The organism is Pedobacter nyackensis (assembly GCF_900176505.1).
Lineage (GTDB): Bacteria > Bacteroidota > Bacteroidia > Sphingobacteriales > Sphingobacteriaceae > Pedobacter > Pedobacter nyackensis.
In genome coordinates this window covers 170,976-188,507 of sequence record NZ_FWYB01000009.1, presented here as the reverse complement: position 1 = coordinate 188,507, position 17,532 = coordinate 170,976, and the positions used below count along the sequence as shown (strand labels likewise).

The 17,532-nt window shown below is 41.8% G+C and carries 13 protein-coding genes; 5 read left to right on the top strand and 8 right to left on the bottom strand.

The window, feature by feature from the left end:
* Positions 1 to 115: 115 nt before the first annotated feature.
* A complete protein-coding gene (locus B9A18_RS16675) occupies positions 116 to 1,267 on the bottom strand; it encodes an aldose epimerase family protein (protein ID WP_084290620.1) in 1,152 nt (383 codons plus the stop codon).
* Between the two features lie 132 nt (positions 1,268 to 1,399).
* Between B9A18_RS16675 and B9A18_RS16670 the strand changes: the two genes are divergently transcribed.
* The 5 genes from B9A18_RS16670 to B9A18_RS16650 all read left to right on the top strand — a co-directional run bounded on the left by B9A18_RS16670 (position 1,400) and on the right by B9A18_RS16650 (position 7,849).
* Positions 1,400 to 2,110, top strand: coding sequence for an NUDIX hydrolase (locus tag B9A18_RS16670; protein WP_084290708.1), 711 nt, complete (start codon positions 1,400 to 1,402; stop codon positions 2,108 to 2,110).
* Between the two features lie 88 nt (positions 2,111 to 2,198).
* The gene (locus B9A18_RS16665; RefSeq protein ID WP_084290618.1) at positions 2,199 to 3,902 is read left to right on the top strand and encodes a ribulokinase; all 1,704 of its coding nucleotides are present in this window, start codon (positions 2,199 to 2,201) and stop codon (positions 3,900 to 3,902) included.
* A gap of 32 nt (positions 3,903 to 3,934) precedes the next feature.
* A complete protein-coding gene (locus B9A18_RS16660; RefSeq protein ID WP_084290616.1) occupies positions 3,935 to 4,633 on the top strand; it encodes an L-ribulose-5-phosphate 4-epimerase in 699 nt (232 codons plus the stop codon).
* A gap of 30 nt (positions 4,634 to 4,663) precedes the next feature.
* Positions 4,664 to 6,154: an L-arabinose isomerase gene (gene araA, locus B9A18_RS16655; protein ID WP_084290614.1), complete on the top strand. Its 1,491-nt coding sequence runs from the start codon at positions 4,664 to 4,666 to the stop codon at positions 6,152 to 6,154.
* Between the two features lie 9 nt (positions 6,155 to 6,163).
* Positions 6,164 to 7,849, top strand: coding sequence for a sodium/sugar symporter (locus B9A18_RS16650; RefSeq protein WP_084290612.1), 1,686 nt, complete (start codon positions 6,164 to 6,166; stop codon positions 7,847 to 7,849).
* Positions 7,850 to 7,933: 84 nt separating this feature from the next.
* Here the strand turns inward: B9A18_RS16650 and B9A18_RS16645 are convergent, their stop codons facing one another.
* The 7 genes from B9A18_RS16645 to B9A18_RS16615 form a co-directional block, all read right to left on the bottom strand.
* Positions 7,934 to 8,950, bottom strand: a complete 1,017-nt coding sequence (locus B9A18_RS16645; RefSeq protein ID WP_084290610.1) for a zinc-binding alcohol dehydrogenase family protein — start codon at positions 8,948 to 8,950, stop codon at positions 7,934 to 7,936.
* A 28-nt stretch (positions 8,951 to 8,978) separates the two neighbouring features.
* Positions 8,979 to 9,767, bottom strand: coding sequence for an SDR family oxidoreductase (locus B9A18_RS16640; protein ID WP_084290608.1), 789 nt, complete (start codon positions 9,765 to 9,767; stop codon positions 8,979 to 8,981).
* 14 nt (positions 9,768 to 9,781) lie between these two features.
* Positions 9,782 to 11,695, bottom strand: a complete 1,914-nt coding sequence (locus tag B9A18_RS16635; RefSeq protein ID WP_084290606.1) for a glycoside hydrolase family 88/105 protein — start codon at positions 11,693 to 11,695, stop codon at positions 9,782 to 9,784.
* Positions 11,696 to 11,792: 97 nt separating this feature from the next.
* Positions 11,793 to 14,099 carry a DUF5703 domain-containing protein gene (locus B9A18_RS16630; RefSeq protein ID WP_235005349.1) on the bottom strand — a complete coding sequence of 769 codons (2,307 nt, stop codon included), beginning with the start codon at positions 14,097 to 14,099 and terminating at the stop codon, positions 11,793 to 11,795.
* An 11-nt stretch (positions 14,100 to 14,110) separates the two neighbouring features.
* Positions 14,111 to 15,562: a sialate O-acetylesterase gene (locus B9A18_RS16625; RefSeq protein ID WP_084290604.1), complete on the bottom strand. Its 1,452-nt coding sequence runs from the start codon at positions 15,560 to 15,562 to the stop codon at positions 14,111 to 14,113.
* Positions 15,549 to 16,862, bottom strand: a complete 1,314-nt coding sequence (locus B9A18_RS16620; protein ID WP_084290602.1) for a bile acid:sodium symporter family protein — start codon at positions 16,860 to 16,862, stop codon at positions 15,549 to 15,551. Before B9A18_RS16620 ends, B9A18_RS16625 begins: the two co-directional genes overlap by 14 nt.
* A 6-nt stretch (positions 16,863 to 16,868) precedes the next feature.
* Positions 16,869 to 17,531 (bottom strand): aspartate/glutamate racemase family protein, encoded by a 663-nt coding sequence (locus B9A18_RS16615; RefSeq protein ID WP_084290600.1) that lies wholly within the window; start codon positions 17,529 to 17,531, stop codon positions 16,869 to 16,871.
* Between the last annotated feature and the right edge of the window lies 1 nt (position 17,532).

Genomic DNA, 17,532 nt, shown 5'->3' with positions numbered 1-17,532 from the left:
TTCATATTCGCTGAACCGACTCAACAAAAAGGCATTGTACGATGATACAATGCCCTTTTATTACCGTTTTTCAGAATCCTGATCGCAAATAAGCGCTACGAAGCCAACCCCGAACTTATTTCTGTACGCTAAATCTATAAACCGTTACCGTTTTATACACTTGTCCCGGTTTTAGAACTGTTGTTGCAAAAGATGGCTGATTTGGCGCATCCGGAAAGTGTTGAGTTTCCAGACAAAAAGCTGAACGATGTGGGTAACTTACTCCATTTTTTCCATTACGTTCTTCACCGGTTAAAAAATTACCACTATAAAACTGCAAACCTGGCTCTTCCGTAAGGACATCCATGATAATACCTGTTTTAGTACTACTCACACTGGCTACTTTACGAAGCCCGGTACTCTTTCTGAGCACATAGTTATGGTCATACCCCTTTCCATATTTCAATTGTTGATCATTATCATTGATCCTTGCACCGATTAATGTTGGTTTAGTAAAGTCAAACGGTGTTCCTGCTACCTTTTCAATTTTCCCTGTAGGAATTAAAGTTGAATCAACCGGTGTATAATCATCAGCATCAATGGTTAACAAATGATCCGTAATCGTCGAATCTCCTTCACCATTCAGGTTGAAATAAGCATGATTGGTAAGGTTAACTACGGTATGCTTATCTGTGGTGGCATGGTAACTTATTTTAAGTGCATTATCATTCGTCAATTCATATACTACTTTTACGGTTAAATTACCCGGATATCCTGCTTCACCATCCTTAGAAAAATAACTAAGTTCAAGTGTCTGATCATTTACTTTTTTAGCATCCCAAACCTGGCCGTAGAAGCCATTGGAACCACCATGCAAAGTATTTACACCATCGTTTAATTCCAGCTGATAAGCTTTACCGTTTAATGTAAATTTCCCTTTTGCTATACGATTGCCGTAACGACCAATTAAGGCCCCAAAAAAGGGCTCACCCTTTTTCTGATAGGAAGTAAGACTATCATAGCCCAAAACAATGTCCTTAAGCTCATTCTTCTTGTCTGGCACTAATAATGAAACTACCCGTCCCCCATAATTGGTAATCGAGGTTTCTACACCATTTTTATTTTTTAAGACGTAAAGCGCTACTACTTTTCCATTGACCGTGCCATTAAAACCACCTGCATCAGGGCTCGCTGCAACAGAAACTGCGGTAGAATCATGGCCTACACAGCCACTTAGTACCCATGTAGCAATAAAAATTAAACAAATTGAATTAAGGTTCTTGTTCATAATTATGTGAGTTTTATATTTGATCGTAAGTCTAATGTAGAAAAAGTATATTAAACGTCAAAACAACAATTAATATTTAATGATATATGATAACTTTACCATCAAACAGTTAAATACAAAATGGATATGCCAATGAAACAGTATTCTGACCAAAACCGATTTTTAATTGCTGTGGATTGCATCGTTTTCGGCTTTGATGGTGAACACCTCAAAATACTTCTGATTAAAAGGGGATTTGAACCTGAAAAAGGTAAATGGAGCTTAATGGGTGGATTTGTAACACCGAAAGAAAGTCTTGATGATGCAGCAAACCGCATACTTACCCAACTTACAGGTTTGAAAGATGTATACCTGGAGCAAATTCAGGCCTACGGAAATCCAATGCGCGATCCTATTGAAAGAACCCTGTCGGTAACCTATTTTGCATTGATAGATATACATAAATATGAGGCGCAAATTAGCGACCAGTATCATGCCGAGTGGTTCCCGTTAAAAGAAACCCCTCAATTGATATTTGATCATGAAGAGATGGTGGAGACTGCCAAAAAGAAAATAAGGTATAAAGCAGCGCTACACCCCGTCCTGTTTGAACTTTTACCTAAAAAGTTTACCATCCCGCAATTACAAAATCTATACGAAGATGTGTACAGTACACAAATAGACAACAGAAATTTCGTTAGAAAATTAACTGCAACAAAGCTACTCATCAAGCTTGCTGAAAAAGATAAATCAGCATCCAAAAAGGGAGCCTTCTATTTTAAACTTGATAAGAAAAAGTACAAAGAAAACTTCCAGGCCTTCTTAAACTTCATCCCAAACCCAGATAAATTAACATCTGTATAATAAGACCTTAGCTCATTTCTAAGGAATATTTAAATAAATTCTTTTATTTAAATAAATAAACGTTAATTAGACATTTATAAAACTAAATATGAGCAAAGATCAATACGTTATTGGGATTGATTATGGATCGGATTCTGTGCGTTCAGTAATTATAAACGCAAAAGACGGAGCAGAACTGGCTTCATCCGTTTTCTACTATCCCCGCTGGCAGAAAGGTTTATTCTGCAATCCTGCACAAAACCAGTTCAGGCAGCATCCCTTAGATTATATCGAAGGTCTTGAACAAAGTATAAAAGACTGTATACAGAAAGCTGGTGGTACACCAATAGCCAATTCCATAAAAGCTATAGCTGTTGATACAACTGGTTCTTCGCCAGTTGCAGTGAACCAGCAGGGTACTCCCCTGGCTCTTTTACCCGAATTTGAGAACAATCCAAATGCCATGTTTGTGCTATGGAAAGACCATACCGCTGTAAAAGAGGCGATGCAAATCAACCAGTACGCCGCAAAATACGACACCAATTACCTTAAATATTGTGGCGGAATTTATTCATCAGAATGGTTCTGGGCTAAATTGTTACATATTTTACGTGCTGATGAAGTGGTAAAAAATGCCTGCTACTCATGGGTAGAGCATTGCGATTGGGTCCCTTTCTTACTTACCGGCGGCAACCACATTTCGCAGATGAAAAGAAGTCGCTGTGCAGCCGGACATAAAGCACTGTGGGCGGAAGAATTTGGCGGCTTACCTCCAAATGATTTCTTTACAGCTTTAGATCCATTACTGGATGGTTTCACCGATCGCCTGTATAAAGAGACCTTCACTTCTGACGTATCTGCAGGAAACCTGAGTGAGGAATGGGCTGAACGCCTCGGCCTAAGTACTGATGTTGTGATTGGTGTTGGTGCCTTTGATGCGCATATGGGCGCTGTAGGCGGACAAATTGAGCCTTATCATCTAAGTAAAGTAATGGGTACTTCTACCTGTGATATTCTGGTCGTACCACAAGAAGATATTGATGGCAAACTCATAAAAGGAATTTGCGGACAAGTGAATGGTTCTGTTATTCCCGGAATGCCTGGCCTTGAAGCCGGACAATCGGCTTTTGGTGATGTATATGCCTGGTTTAAGGGGGTACTGGCCTGGCCTATTAAAAATCTATTAAAAAACTCAGCCCTGTTAACCCCTAATACAGCAGCTGCACTAGAGAAAGAACTTTTAGATCGGCTTATCCCTGAATTAAGTAAGCAGGCGGCTTTGTTGCCCAAAACCAATGATGATGAACTGGCAATTGACTGGTTAAACGGAAGAAGAACTCCTGATGCCAATCAGGAACTAAAAGGTGCCATCAACAACCTTGATCTGGGGACTGATGCGCCACGCCTGTTCAGGGCATTGGTAGAAGCAACTTGTTTTGGTGCTAAAAATATCGTCGACCGTTTCAGAACGGAAGGAATTCCTGTAAAAGGTATCATCGGTATTGGCGGTGTAGCCAAGAAATCACCCTTTGTGATGCAAACGATGGCCAATGTATTGAATATGCCTATCCGAATTCATCAGTTTGAGCATACCTGCGCTTTAGGTGCGGCGATGTTCGCTGCTGTAGTAGCTGGTATATATCCTAATGTTGAGGCTGCAATGCTGGGTATGGGCAGCGGCTTTGATAAGGAATATATCCCCGAAGAAGAATCTGTCGCTTATTATGAGTCCCGCTTTTTAAAGTACAAAGCGCTTGGGGCATATATCGAAGAAACCACTAAAAGTGAACATCATACTTTTCAGGAGGCATAAGCCTCCTGTCTTTATAGCTATAAAATAAAACAATGAGTAACTACCAGGAAATTAAAGAAAAGGCTTATTTGGCGAATATGCAACTCCCTAAACTAGGGCTGGTGCTTTTCACCTTTGGAAATGCCAGTTCGGCTGATAGAGCTGCCGGCGTTTTTGCCATAAAACCAAGTGGTGTGCCTTATGAAGAGCTGACACCAGAGAAAATGGTAATTGTTGATTTTGACGGCAATACTGTTGAAGGAACAATGCGTCCGTCATCGGATACAAAAACACATGCGGTATTGTATAAACATTGGGAAGAAATTGGAGGGATAGTACATACCCACTCCACTTACGGAACGGCCTGGGCACAATCGCAAAGAGCTATACCCATATATGGAACCACACACGCCGACCACCTTACGGTTGCCATTCCATGTGCCCCTCCTATGCAGGACGACATGATCGAAGGCAATTATGAGTATGAAACTGGTTTCCAGATCATGAACCATTTTAAGCAGGCCGGCTTGAGCTATAAAGAGGTAGAAATGATCCTGGTAGGTAATCATGCACCTTTTACCTGGGGAAAAACAGCTGAAAAAGCAGTTTACAATAGCGCAGTGTTAGAGGAAGTAGGCCGAATGGCCATGCTTACTGAACAAATACGTAAGGACGTACCTAAATTAAAGGACGCCCTGATCAAAAAGCATTATGACCGAAAACATGGTGCAGATTCTTATTACGGACAATAACTGAAAACAAATAGACAATCACATTCAATAATGATCAATTTAAAAGATTTAGAGGTATGGTTCATCACCGGAACGCAAGACCTTTACGGTGAAGAAACCTTAAAACAAGTAGCAGCACATGCGCAGCAGGTAGCAACATTTTTGGACGAAGCACAGCCTATTCAGGTACGCGTGGTGTATAAGCCAATTGTAAAAACTCCAGATGAGATTTTTGATACATTACAGCAAGCAAATTCGAACGCTAATTGTATTGGGGTAATTACCTGGATGCATACCTTCTCGCCTGCTAAAATGTGGATCAGAGGATTAAATATTCTTCAGAAACCATTACTGCACCTTCATACACAATTCAACAGAGACATCCCCTGGGATACGATTGATATGGATTTCATGAACCTGAACCAGAGTGCACATGGCGATCGCGAGTTTGGTTTCATGGTAACCAGAATGCGTAAAGACCGAAAAGTAGTGGTTGGTCACTGGCAGGATGATGAAGTTGTGGGCGAGATTGATGTATGGACCCGTGCTGCTGCAGGATGGCATGACTGGCAAGGTGCCAGATTTGTACGTTTTGGAGACAATATGCGCTACGTAGCGGTTACTGATGGTGATAAGGTTGAGGCTGAACTTAAATTCGGTTTTGAAGTTAACACTTACGGTATCGGCGACCTGGTAGCGGTTATTAACAGCATTCCAGAGACTGCTATCCAGGAATTGATTACTGAATATGAGTTAAGTTATACCATGACAGCAGATTTGCTTCGTGGTGGTGCAAAACATACATCTGTATATGAGGCTGCTAAAATAGAACTAGGCCTGAAAAAATTCCTGGAAGACGGAAGATTTAAGGGATTCAGTGATACTTTTGAAGATTTACATGGGATGATGCAACTACCTGGTATTGCTGCTCAGCGTTTAATGGCTGCAGGCTATGGTTTTGCCGGAGAGGGCGACTGGAAAACAGCTGCTTTGGTACGTGCTTGTAAAGTAATGGGCTCAGGTTTACCAGGTGCCAATGCTTTTATGGAAGATTACACTTACCATTTCGATCCCGCCAATTCATTGGTATTAGGTTCACACATGCTTGAGGTAGATGCTTCACTGGCTAATGGTAAAGCTCGTTTAGAAGTACATCCATTAGGAATTGGCGGTAAGTCAGATCCAGCGAGACTGATCTTTAATGTTGCTGGTGGAGATGCACTCAACGCCTCTATTGTTGATATGGGTAACCGTTTCCGTTTACTGGTTAACGAAGTAAAAGCTGTGGAGCCTGAGCATCAACTTCCAAACCTTCCTGTAGCGCAGGTATTATGGAAACCACTACCTGATATGAAAACAGGATGTGCAGCCTGGATTTATGCTGGTGGTGCTCATCATACGGCATATAGTCAGAACCTGACCACAGCGCATATGCTGGACTTCGCGAATATTGCAGGTATTGAGTACATTAACATCGGAGCAGACACTAAAATCAATCAGTTCAGAAATGAGCTGCATTGGAATGAAGTCTTCTATAAATAATAACCCAATATGAACAATAGTTTAGTAACTACAGATTATGTAGTTTTCATCATCTACTTTTTAGTCGTATCCGGCTATGGGTATTATATTTACCGCCAGCGCAAAAAAGACGAGCATGATGCCAAGGCATTTTTCCTGGCCGAAGGCACTTTAACCTGGTGGGCCATTGGCGCCTCCCTTATTGCGTCAAATATCTCTGCCGAGCAATTTATCGGCATGAGTGGTGAAGGGTTTTTCCTGGGGATTGCGGTAGCCGCTTACGAATGGATTGCAGCGATCGCGCTGATCATTGTTGCGGTATGGTTTATCCCCGTATATCTTAAAAATAAGATATACACCATGCCACAGTTCCTCAAGACCAGGTATAATGAATCTGTTGCTTTAATCATGGCTATATTCTGGCTGTTTTTATACGTATTTGTAAACCTTACCTCTATTCTTTATTTAGGTGCTGTTGCCATTAACGGACTAACAGGAGGCGATTATCTACACATTATCATGATCGCACTTGCGGCTTTTGCGTTAATCATTTCACTTGGCGGAATGAAAGTTGTTGCCTATACCGATGTGATTCAGGTGGCTGTCTTGATTTTTGGTGGACTCGTAACTACTTATATTGCCTTAACTGTAGTAGGTCAGAAATTTGGCGTCGGTGCCAATGCCATCGCAGGTTTTAATGTATTGATGGAACAGGCCCCGGAGCATTTTAAGATGATCATTCCAAAGCCTACTGCCGAATCTACACAAAATGAGATCAGCAAATACCTCACTTTCCCAGGACTTGCCTCCTATATTGCCGGTATCTGGATCATCAACCTCAACTATTGGGGATGTAACCAGTACATCACACAACGTGCTTTAGGTGCCGACCTGCAGACTGCCAGAACTGGTATTTTGTTCGCTGGTTTTTTAAAGCTTCTGATGCCGTTAATAGTAATGTTACCTGGAATTGCTGCCTATGTTTTATATAAAGGCGGACATTTACCTCAGCTGATTGGCGGTAAAGATGGTGCTTATTCTGCCATACTTACCTTTTTACCAACCGGGCTTAAAGGCTTATCTGTAGCTGCTCTTACTGCGGCGATCGTAGCTTCCCTGGCAGGTAAAGTAAACAGCATCTCTACCATTTTCACATTAGATATCTATTCAAAGTATTTCAAGAAAGGTACAGAACAAAAAAATCTGGTTTTTGTAGGCAGAACAACTGTATTTGTAGGGATGATCCTCGCCGTACTATTTACCTGGAATGACCTTTTGGGTATTGGCGGAGAAGGTGGTTTTACCTTTATCCAGAAATATACAGGCTTTATCAGTCCCGGTGTTTTCGCCATGTTTATCCTGGGGATGTTCTGGAAAAGAACTACAGGTAGTGCCGCCATTGCAGGTGTACTGGCAGGTTTCCTTTTCTCCGTTTTCTTTAACGAGATGGCGCCTGGTCTGTTAGGAAACGATACGTTTTTGTATACAGCTTATCCTAATGGAAAGGGCAGTTTTGAGATCCCGTTCCATATCTGTATGGGGCTTTCCTTCTTCTTTACCATGGCAATTATGATTGTGATGAGTTTAGCCGGACCTAAGGTAAATCCTAAGGCGTTTGAACTGGATAAAACCATGTTTAAAGTTGCCCCATCCACTATGGCTTTGATCGTGGTTACTTTGTTGATCATTGCAGCACTTTACGTAAAGTTCTGGTAATTCGATCACCCGAAAAACCTCCTAAAAAACAGGGGTGTTTGCTCATCACAAACACCCCCGTTTCATTTACTCTATATCGATAGGTTAGCCTAATTCCACCATCGCTTTAATTACTCCGTTTTTTGGATCAAGCCAGCCTTTAAACTCATCTTTCACTTCATCAAACAGCACCCTGTGCGTAATATAAGTTGCTGGTTCAACCAAGCCCGCCTTCATGGAAGCAATTACGTGTTCAAAATCCGCTCTGGTTGCATTTCTGCTGCTCATCAAGGTTGCTTCTCTTTTATGGAACTCAGGATGGCTAAATGAAATATTTTCCTTTTGCAAGCCAATCAGCACAAAACGAGCACCATGCGCCATATATTGAAAGGCATTATCAATCGCTTTCAAGCTTCCTGTAGCATCAATAACAACGGTGGGCATATCACCTCCGGTAATTTCCTTTAATTGCTCCAGTACGTTGGCGGCTAATCCATTAACCACATAAGGTACCTTTAGTTTATCCTTACAAAACTGTAAACGGGCATCATTGATATCCAGTGCAATGACTTTCGCACCTGCGATACGTGCAAACTCCATCGTACCCAAACCAATTGGTCCGGCACCAATAACCAATACAAATTCATCCTTTTGAATACCTGCCCGGCGAACCCCGTGTGCGCCAATAGCCAAAGGCTCAACCAACGCCAGTTCATCAAAACTTAAGCCTTCACCATGAATTAATGAATGAGCAGGAACAGAAAGGTACTCCACCATTCCTCCATCTACATGCACCCCGCATACTTTAATAGCTGTGCAGCAATTTGGTTTGCCAGAGCGACAAGCGATACATACCCCACAATTAAAATAAGGGATAAAAGTAACGGATTCGCCTTTTTCAAAGCCTTCTACACCGTCAAATTCAATCAATTCGCCCGAAAGCTCGTGTCCCAATATTCTCGGATAGCTAAAAAATGGTTGCGTGCCCTCAAAAGCATGTAAATCGGTACCACAGATACCGATCCGTTTAATCTTTATAATTGCATGGCCGGGCGCTAATACCGGACGTTCCGCAGAACCGTACTCAAAGGTACCCGGAGTGCTGCAAACTAGTGTCTTCATTTATATCTTGTATTTTCTATATCAGCTTTTATGCATTCGCTAATGCCCTGTCAAGGTGCACATAGCCTCCATCCACATGGATGATTTGTCCGGTAGTATGACTCGACCTTCCAGACATCAGAAACACGACCATATCGGCAATTTCCTGTGCTGTGGTCATCCTGTTTTCAAAGGGGATTTTTGAGGTAATCTCTTTTAATTTCTGCGCTGCATCTGGCAGGGTTTTAATCCAGGTTTCGTAAGCTGGTGTCCAGCACTCTGCAACAACTACTGCATTTACCCTGATACCATGCTTCAGCAGCTCAACAGCCCATTCCCTAGTCAGCGCATTTCTACCACCATTGGCAGCGGCATAGGCCGAAGTATTCCCTTGACCGGTTTCCGCAGTTTTAGAAGTAATATTAACTATTGCACCCTTACTTTTAATCAATTCAGGTAAAGCAAAATGTGCCATTAGATAATAGTGGACTACATTTTTATGCAGCGATGCCATAAAGTCCTTGTAATTGCCATGCTCCAGTCCCACTCCGTCATTAACACCGGCATTGTTCACCAACCCGTCAATTCGTCCAAACTGCGCAATGATAGCTTTTACAGCATTTTCGCAAGCCTCCGGATCGCTCAATTCAGCTGCAACCTGTACTGCTTTGCCTCCCGCAGCCATAATCTCGTCCACCACTTTCAGGTTATCACTTTCCTTTCTACCCACAACTACAGCCACAGCGCCTTCTGCTGAAAATGCCTGCGCCGTTGCTTTTCCTATCCCCTTGGCTCCACCTGTTACGATGATTACCTTATCCTTTAAATGTAAATCCATAATGATTTATAAAATTATTTCTTCATTAACTGTTTGCCAACCCAATTTACAAGGTCCTGGCCAGCTTTAAAATTGTCGTATTCAGCAGGCAACTTTCTGCCGTCCACGTATTCATTGTACAACCATGGATCACCAATGGCAAATACAGCACCTTTACCTAATTTTGCCACAGCCATCATATTGCTTCCTTCCTTATCTTTAAAGACTGACCTGGCTGGTGCTACCAATTTTAACGTACTATATTCCTTTATATAAAACTGCTCTTCAGCTTTAAATATCTCATTACCAGCAGGAACAATTACCTTTCCCATTTCGTATTGATTTTTAACCACCCTACCTTTACTGTCTTTGTTAAACTGTATTCCAAAATTCTTAGCCAGCTGGTTAAAATGATCAAACTCTACATTTCCGGTATCATTCCCCATCAATACCAGTATACCACCCGCTTTAACCCAGTCCGTAATATTTTTAATGTCATTGTCACCAATAAAATTAGGTTTAGGGGTTTCTTTTTTAGTATCAGGATCTACAATAATATAAACCGAGGCATTTTTAAGATTAGCGGAAGTGGGTGCACTGGATAAGGTTGAAGTTTTAAACCCAGCGTTATTGAATTGCTCGCCCCACATTGAATACCCGACACTGCCCATTTCATCCCACTTATAATGCCATGAAACCTCATTACCACCCTGATCCTTTTTCTTTTCATTGTTGAAATAAGAATCCAGCATAACCGTTTTACCCAAACCTGGTTTAGGCATGGCTGCAATTTCCATTTCATTGATTGCCTTTAAAAAAGCACCTACACCTTTAGGATCATTCGTGATTACTTTTTCACTCAGGTAATAAGCGTAGCTACCATCGCGATAAGGCTTACCACCTAAACCGGAAACCGAAACCGTACCTTTAAGATTAATCATGTTTTCAGCACGCTGCTCAACAAATTCCTCTTGCATGCCTTTATATCCTTTGTCAGCAACTGCAAAAAATGAAGCCGGTAAATATTGCATTCTAACTCCTTTGGCAATAGCATAAACAAACATTGCTGAAGCAGAAGATTCAAAGTAATTGCCTTTATCGTTCGGTCGGTCTAAAATATCATACCATATACCTGTTTTATTATTCTGTACGCTTTTAATCGCTACAGCCAAACGGTTAAAAATGTTGATCAGTTCTTTTCTTTGCGGATGATCCTTAGGGAAATTATCCAGTGCATCTACCAATGCCATCGCATACCAGCCCATTGCTCTGGCCCATATATGTGGCGACAAACCTGTTTTAGGATCTGCCCAACGCTCTACTCTCGATTCATCCCATCCATGGTACAACAATCCGGTTTTCGCGTCCCTGGCGTGCCTTTCCATGAAAATGAATTGATTAGCAATATCATTAAAGGCTTCCTTGTTATTAATCAATGCCGCATACTCAGCATAAAATGGCTGCCCCATATACAAACCATCCAACCACATCTGGTTTGGATAGATTTGTTTATGCCAGAAGCCACCTTCTTTTGTTCTAGGATGCTTCTGCAGTTGCTCCCAAAGGGTAGTTGCTGCTTTAAAGTATTTTTGCTGTCCGGTTACTTTATATAGTGTAAGCAACACGGTCCCATTTTTTACATTATCAATATTATAATGATCCTTACTATAGGTATCAATCACCCCATCAGCCGAAATAAACTGGTCCATTTTACCCTCAACGTATTTAAAATAGGTTGCATTACCAGTTCTTCTCCACACTTCGGTCATACCGTCCTGAACAACGCCATCGTCGTACGACCATTTTTTGGATCGTTCCTTCCATACTTCCATAACAGTTGCGGCCATCTGATCGGATAAAGGCTTAGCCTTTATTGCATTTTGTGCATTTGACTGAAATGCCGTTATGAGGGCAAATAAGCTAAATATAAGGGATCTCGTTTTTATCATACTTGTTTCTTATAAATGGTTCAATACAAGTCTACATAGTTTTAAACAGTGATTTTAGTAAAACGGAAGAAATAAGTACGCAATCGTTGTCGGAAACTTATTTCAATAAAATCATTATATCTTTTCTTCTTGATTCGGGGATTACCTTCAGCATTTCTATTTTCCCTCCTTTTAATACAACCTCTACTGTTGTTTGATAAGGCGCATGGAGTTTAAAATGAGCATCCCATTGTTTTGGCCATGCAGGAAAGAGATAAATCTTCTTTCCATAAGTTTGAAGTAGCATTTCCTGCAAACCTATCATCCCAGATCCGCCCCAGTTATGGTCGGGAACCCAATCAAAACCAGGACCCCAGAATGCAGGAAATCTCCTGCCTGAATCTTTTAATTTTTGCAAAGTCAGCGTAGCTGCTTCCTGTGTTAATCCTAATCTGGCTGCAAAAATATTATCCTGCTTCCAACCTATATGACTTCTGAATTTAAGTACATCAGTATCATACTTAAAGGTATTTACAGCGGTATCAAGACCAGGTCTGCCAATTCCATAAATCCCCCATGGATATACAGGATACAACTGTGGACTTTCCGTATTATTTACCCGCTCCCATACTTTTGCCGGTGCGATAGTAACGTGCCCGTCAAATGTCCTGAAACTCATTGGAGGAATCCGTTTCAACATCGTCTCCCAATCCGCCTTCTGTTGTGTAGAAATACCGGGGATCTCCAATGCACGTTTCAATACCGTTGTTAATGCAGCAATAGTAGATGTAGCATTATAAGTCATTTTATACGTTTCGGCAGCTGAGCCCGGATACAAAACCAAATGCCCGTTTGCATCCAGCGCTTTACTTCCTCTTTGCTTAGCTAAATAAGTATAATGTGCATCAAAAAAAATAAGCGAACTTTCAATCAGTGGAAGGTATTCTTTAATATCCTTCCCTGCATAACTTTCCGTTTCCAGTATCATCATACAAAATTCCAGCACAGTATCCCACTGATATTCTAACCAGGCATTATATTCCATGCCCAAGTCATAACCTGCAGGTCTTTTCCAGCCGTACTCAGCTGGATTTGGCAAGCCAAAATTCTCTAATTGTTCAGTAAAACTTGCGCCTTTATGTCCCCAATAGAACTCCGATCTTAGCTCCGCATTCCTTACAAGATCCTTATAAAAATCAAATTGAGGCTTCATCAGATCCGCATCGCCACTTTTTAACATTGGCCAATAAACCAATCGCTGGTTTTGTGCCGTGTGTGTTCCTCCACCCCAGTTTCTGAAATCAGGCGTGAATTTTAAAGCGGTATCAACCTGTGCCGGATCATAGGTAAAAAGTCCACCGTTAAATTTAGTCGGATAAGCGCCATATGCATTGCAGCCCAGCATATAACGAAATAAGGTATAATTACGGGCTGCCTGAGCAGCTAAAGGTTCTGTCTGACTACTAACATCGATAAAGCTTCTTTCCCAATAGCTTTTCCACCAGTTTTTAGCAGCATTAAATGCTTTGGCAGAATTTAGGCTTGTGGCAGTTTTATTTAATCCTGCCTCCCATTCATCAACTGTTGTCGTACGTGCAGTGTGTAAAGTAACGGCTATGTCGATAGACTTTGAAGGCCTGTTACTTTTCAATTTCCAGGCCTTATATACTGTTCCTAAATAAGTTCCGGTATCATTACCAGACACCTGCATATCAGTCCCTTTCATAGACCCGCCAAACACCAGATTTTTAAGCGGGTTATATAATTTAGCCTTATTAGTCTCCAATCCCTGCTGCTTTACAGTAACATCAAAAACAGACTCATCCTTATTTTTATGAAAGAAAACTACTTCGTGTTGCTTAAAAGCAATGCTATCCTTAAAGGTTTTCACTTCACCTCTTGGCGCCCATTTATAAGAGTTTTGGTTATTTTCTTTGCCTTTAGTTAGCCGGTCTTCAAATCTCCAGCTTTCATAAGCAGCCTCCGCAATAGTTTTCTGATTGCTCTTAATATCCAAATGAACCACAGGTTTAAATACATCCACCCATACTTTCAGGGTTGTTTCCAGATCCCTTTTTTTTCCTGAGATCTGTACATAGCCTTCTTTTAAAACGAGTTCCTGTTTAAAATCTGCATGAGCGTCAAACGGGTTCGGACTTAATTTAAGTCTGACTCTTCCTTGTTTCAGTAAAGTATTATTTTCATCAAATGTGCCACTTCTGGAAATATAGAAAAGCAAGTCGCCTTTTTCTACCCAGACATTGAGGCCAATGTCGCCACCACCGCAAGGCATAGAACCGGCAGAGTTGTCGCTCTGACTAGTCCACACCAAATTCGCCTCCACTTGCTTATGCTGCGCAACGGCTGCCTTAAATAAACAAACGGATAGTAAAATGGCACAAATGACAATAACCTTCTTCTTCAAAATACTTAATTTTATTGTTCCCAGTCGTCCGTTCTGAAAGAGGATACGGGTAAACCTTCATTACTATATAAGTCGCCAATTACAAAATCCTTAAACGCGTAGCGCACGGCCACCGGAACCGGCACAGCTTCGGAAGAAACAGTTATACTACTCCCCGAAAGCACAGCTTTTGCAGGATAAAACATTTTATCCGCTCCAGCAACTTCAAATAAGCCAAGCGGTTTACTAAAAGAAGTTAATCCGTTGGGTACGTTTTTAAACTTAACCACAGCTGTACCATCTTTAACACTTATGGATTCATAATCAGGACTTGCGTAACCAAAGCCTTTTATGCCATAGGTATTACCTAATGCCAGATAGGCCAACCGCAAGCCACCTGTTTCTTTATTTGCCGGATGTATGGAGCGATCCTCTCCAACATCCATCAGTACTGCCATCCCCGAATTCGGAATCTTAGCCATCGATTTGCGCTGAGCATCTCTGATGAAAGCTGAATTCAGTTTACCGGCAGTTTGCATATTTTCCGACTTAACATATCTGTATGGTGCAATCTGCGCATAATAAAATGGAAATTCTCCCATTCCCCATACACTCCGCCACTCCTTAACCATTGCAGGAAAAAGATCCTCATAACGGTCAGGTCGGGTTTGATTGGATTCTCCCTGATACCAGATGGCTCCGCGGATACCATAGCCCATCACAGGATACAACATACCGTTGTATAAAGTGGTAGGTGTGCGACTCACTTCTTTGATGCTATCCGTTTTTGAAGGAATCTGAACTTCAGGAAATGACTTTAGCAATTCCGGCGACATCCAGGCTTCTATGGTCGAACCGCCGTAACTATCGTTAATCAGTCCAACAGGAACCTGTAGCATTTCACTCAACAGTTTACCAAAATGATAGGCAGTAGCACTAAAATTAGCTACCGCTTCTGGTCCCGCAATTTTCCAATCCGACGGCTTACTATTGTCCTGTCTTTCTGTTATTGAAGAACGTGGAACTGTGTATAACCTGATCTTCGAATTAGAAGATTTCAAAATGGCCTCATTTGACCCCAGTACAGGCTGACTTTTAAATCCTTTCATGGGCATTTCCATATTGGATTGCCCACTACAAAACCAAACTTCTCCAATTAAAATATCTGTCAAAGTGATGGCAGCACCATCGCTGATGGTGATTACGTAAGGTCCGCCAGCTTTCGGAGTAACTATTTTTAGCTTCCACTTCCCTGCAGCATCAGCTTTTATGCTGTATTTCTTCTTATCCCATGATGGCGTCACAGTAACCTGGCTATTCTTTTTCGCCCATCCCCATATAGCAACATCAGCCTTTTGTTGAAGCACCATATGGTCTGTAAAAATTGATGCAGGTTTTACTTCAGCAAACGAAGAACTTCCGCAAAAGGACAGCAACAATGCAGTTGCGACTGTTTTTGAGATAATAATTTTAAGCCTCTTCATGTATTTTTTGAGTTGATTTTTCTAATTCTTCTTCCTTCAGTGCCTGTTTTCTCCAGTAATTGGCAAGGATTGATCCCGAAATATTCATCCAGGGACTAAATACGGCAGCTGCGAGGCCAACGGTTCCCAGCTTACCCATAGAACCGGCCAAACCAGAGGCCATACCGCCATTCTGCAAGCCAACTTCAAAGGCAACGGTTCTTGATGATCTCTTATCCAAACCAAATATCCGGCTTAACAAATAACCAAAAAGGTAACCAGCGCCATTATGGATCACCGATGCAAGAAACAAAATAAAACCGACTTTTAACAGGTTATCTCTTCCGGCAGCTGTTGTAACGGTTGTAAAATAAACAATACCAAACATAGAAATATAAGGCATCAACCGATCCAGATTATTGAATTTCAGTGTAAATAAGTGATAAATCAATCCTACAAGAAATGCGCCTGCAAAAAAACTTAAGATCTCAACGGATTCCATGCCTTCAATAGAAAAGACCTGTTCAAGCCCTTTCCACATTCCAAAAGGTAAAGCCAGCAGCCAAAGTACACATACAGCAGCAATCAGCTGAATACGCTTCCAGCCTTTTGGTGTTGCCCTTTTTAAGTAATCATGAACCAGTGCCGCACCGATAGGAACGATCACAATCTTAATGATCTCCATCATCATATTGAAGAATTTAATCTCAATCAGCGTTCCTGCCAGTAATTTCATCAGCAAGGGTGTCAAAAATGGTGCGATCAGCGTAGCCATTGCGGTAACCGCAACAGATAATACCAGATTCGCACGAGCAATATATACCATGACATTAGAAGCTAAACCACTGGAACAGGAACCAATTAAGATGATCCCTGCCGCAATTTCAGTTTCGAAATGAAACACACGGGTCAGCAAATAGCCCATTAACGGCATAATGGTAAAATGACATAACAAGCCAATAATTACTCCTTTCCCTGTGCTGCCTAAGCCCGTAAAATCGCGCAGGCTCATGTGTATTCCCATGCCAAACATCACCATCTGCACCACCACGAGGATGAGCCACTTGTTGCGAAGATCAAAGTCGCCCCATTTCAGAAAAGCGGCAGGATAAATCATCCCCGCCACAACAGCCGTAATGATCCAGGCAGTATACTGGTAATTTTTCAAGGTTTCCAGCGCACCTATTCCTATAGCGGCTGTTACAGCCATTGCTACTGCCGCGGGTTGCCAGAGTGCAGCATCTAATCTAAAAAGGCCAGTCAGCAGCACTACAAATGCAATCAGCGCCAAGAGCAGACATAATCTGCGAAAATTATACATGATGCCCTACTTAAATAGATCTGCAATGTGTTGAATCGCCAAAGTCGGACTTGCGAGTATTGGGATACGTTTTTCTGCATCAGGTAATCCATCAACCACTCGCGACATCGAGGCTTGTGCCAACACAATTACATCTACTTCAGCAGAAAGTTCGACCAGCGCTTTAGCCACCATTTCATCATGTTTTTCCGGCTGTCCACCCATCAAGGCCTCAAATGCACCTTCACAAAGTCTTGACGTCAACTCGATTTCTTTACCTGAAACGGCTGCGCGGCGTTTAACCAGATCGCTTGTTGGACCAAGTGTAGTTGGTAATGTCGCAATTACGCCGATCCTTTTGCCAGTCTTCACAGCAAGGTCAGCCATCGGCTGATCAACCCTTAAAACCGGAACACCAGTTAAATCTGCGGCAGCTTCGATTGCCGCACCTATCGAAGAACAGGTAACCAGGATAAAATCCGCACCCGCGGCCTCCGCTGAAGCGACATGATCTACGACCCTTCTGGAAGTTAACTTAGTTAGTTCATTACGGGTAATCACATCTTTGATCAAACTGTCATCTACGATATTAAACACGTTAACGCCAGGCAGATAATCGCTACAAAGCTTCTGAAAAACAGGCACTAAAGTGGCTGAAGTATGGACAAGTCCGAGTGTTTTAGCTTTCATA

Bases quoted from the DNA above. Each gene is read 5' to 3' on its own strand.
- B9A18_RS16675 (WP_084290620.1), bottom strand. From the start codon at position 1,267: ATGAACAAGAACCTTAATTCAATTTGTTTAATTTTTATTGCTACATGG.
- B9A18_RS16670 (WP_084290708.1), top strand. From the start codon at position 1,400: ATGAAACAGTATTCTGACCAAAACCGATTTTTAATTGCTGTGGATTGC.
- B9A18_RS16665 (WP_084290618.1), top strand. From the start codon at position 2,199: ATGAGCAAAGATCAATACGTTATTGGGATTGATTATGGATCGGATTCT.
- B9A18_RS16660 (WP_084290616.1), top strand. From the start codon at position 3,935: ATGAGTAACTACCAGGAAATTAAAGAAAAGGCTTATTTGGCGAATATG.
- araA (WP_084290614.1), top strand. From the start codon at position 4,664: ATGATCAATTTAAAAGATTTAGAGGTATGGTTCATCACCGGAACGCAA.
- B9A18_RS16650 (WP_084290612.1), top strand. From the start codon at position 6,164: ATGAACAATAGTTTAGTAACTACAGATTATGTAGTTTTCATCATCTAC.
- B9A18_RS16645 (WP_084290610.1), bottom strand. From the start codon at position 8,950: ATGAAGACACTAGTTTGCAGCACTCCGGGTACCTTTGAGTACGGTTCT.
- B9A18_RS16640 (WP_084290608.1), bottom strand. From the start codon at position 9,767: ATGGATTTACATTTAAAGGATAAGGTAATCATCGTAACAGGTGGAGCC.
- B9A18_RS16635 (WP_084290606.1), bottom strand. From the start codon at position 11,695: ATGATAAAAACGAGATCCCTTATATTTAGCTTATTTGCCCTCATAACG.
- B9A18_RS16625 (WP_084290604.1), bottom strand. From the start codon at position 15,562: ATGAAGAGGCTTAAAATTATTATCTCAAAAACAGTCGCAACTGCATTG.
- B9A18_RS16620 (WP_084290602.1), bottom strand. From the start codon at position 16,862: ATGTATAATTTTCGCAGATTATGTCTGCTCTTGGCGCTGATTGCATTT.
- B9A18_RS16615 (WP_084290600.1), bottom strand. From the start codon at position 17,531: ATGAAAGCTAAAACACTCGGACTTGTCCATACTTCAGCCACTTTAGTG.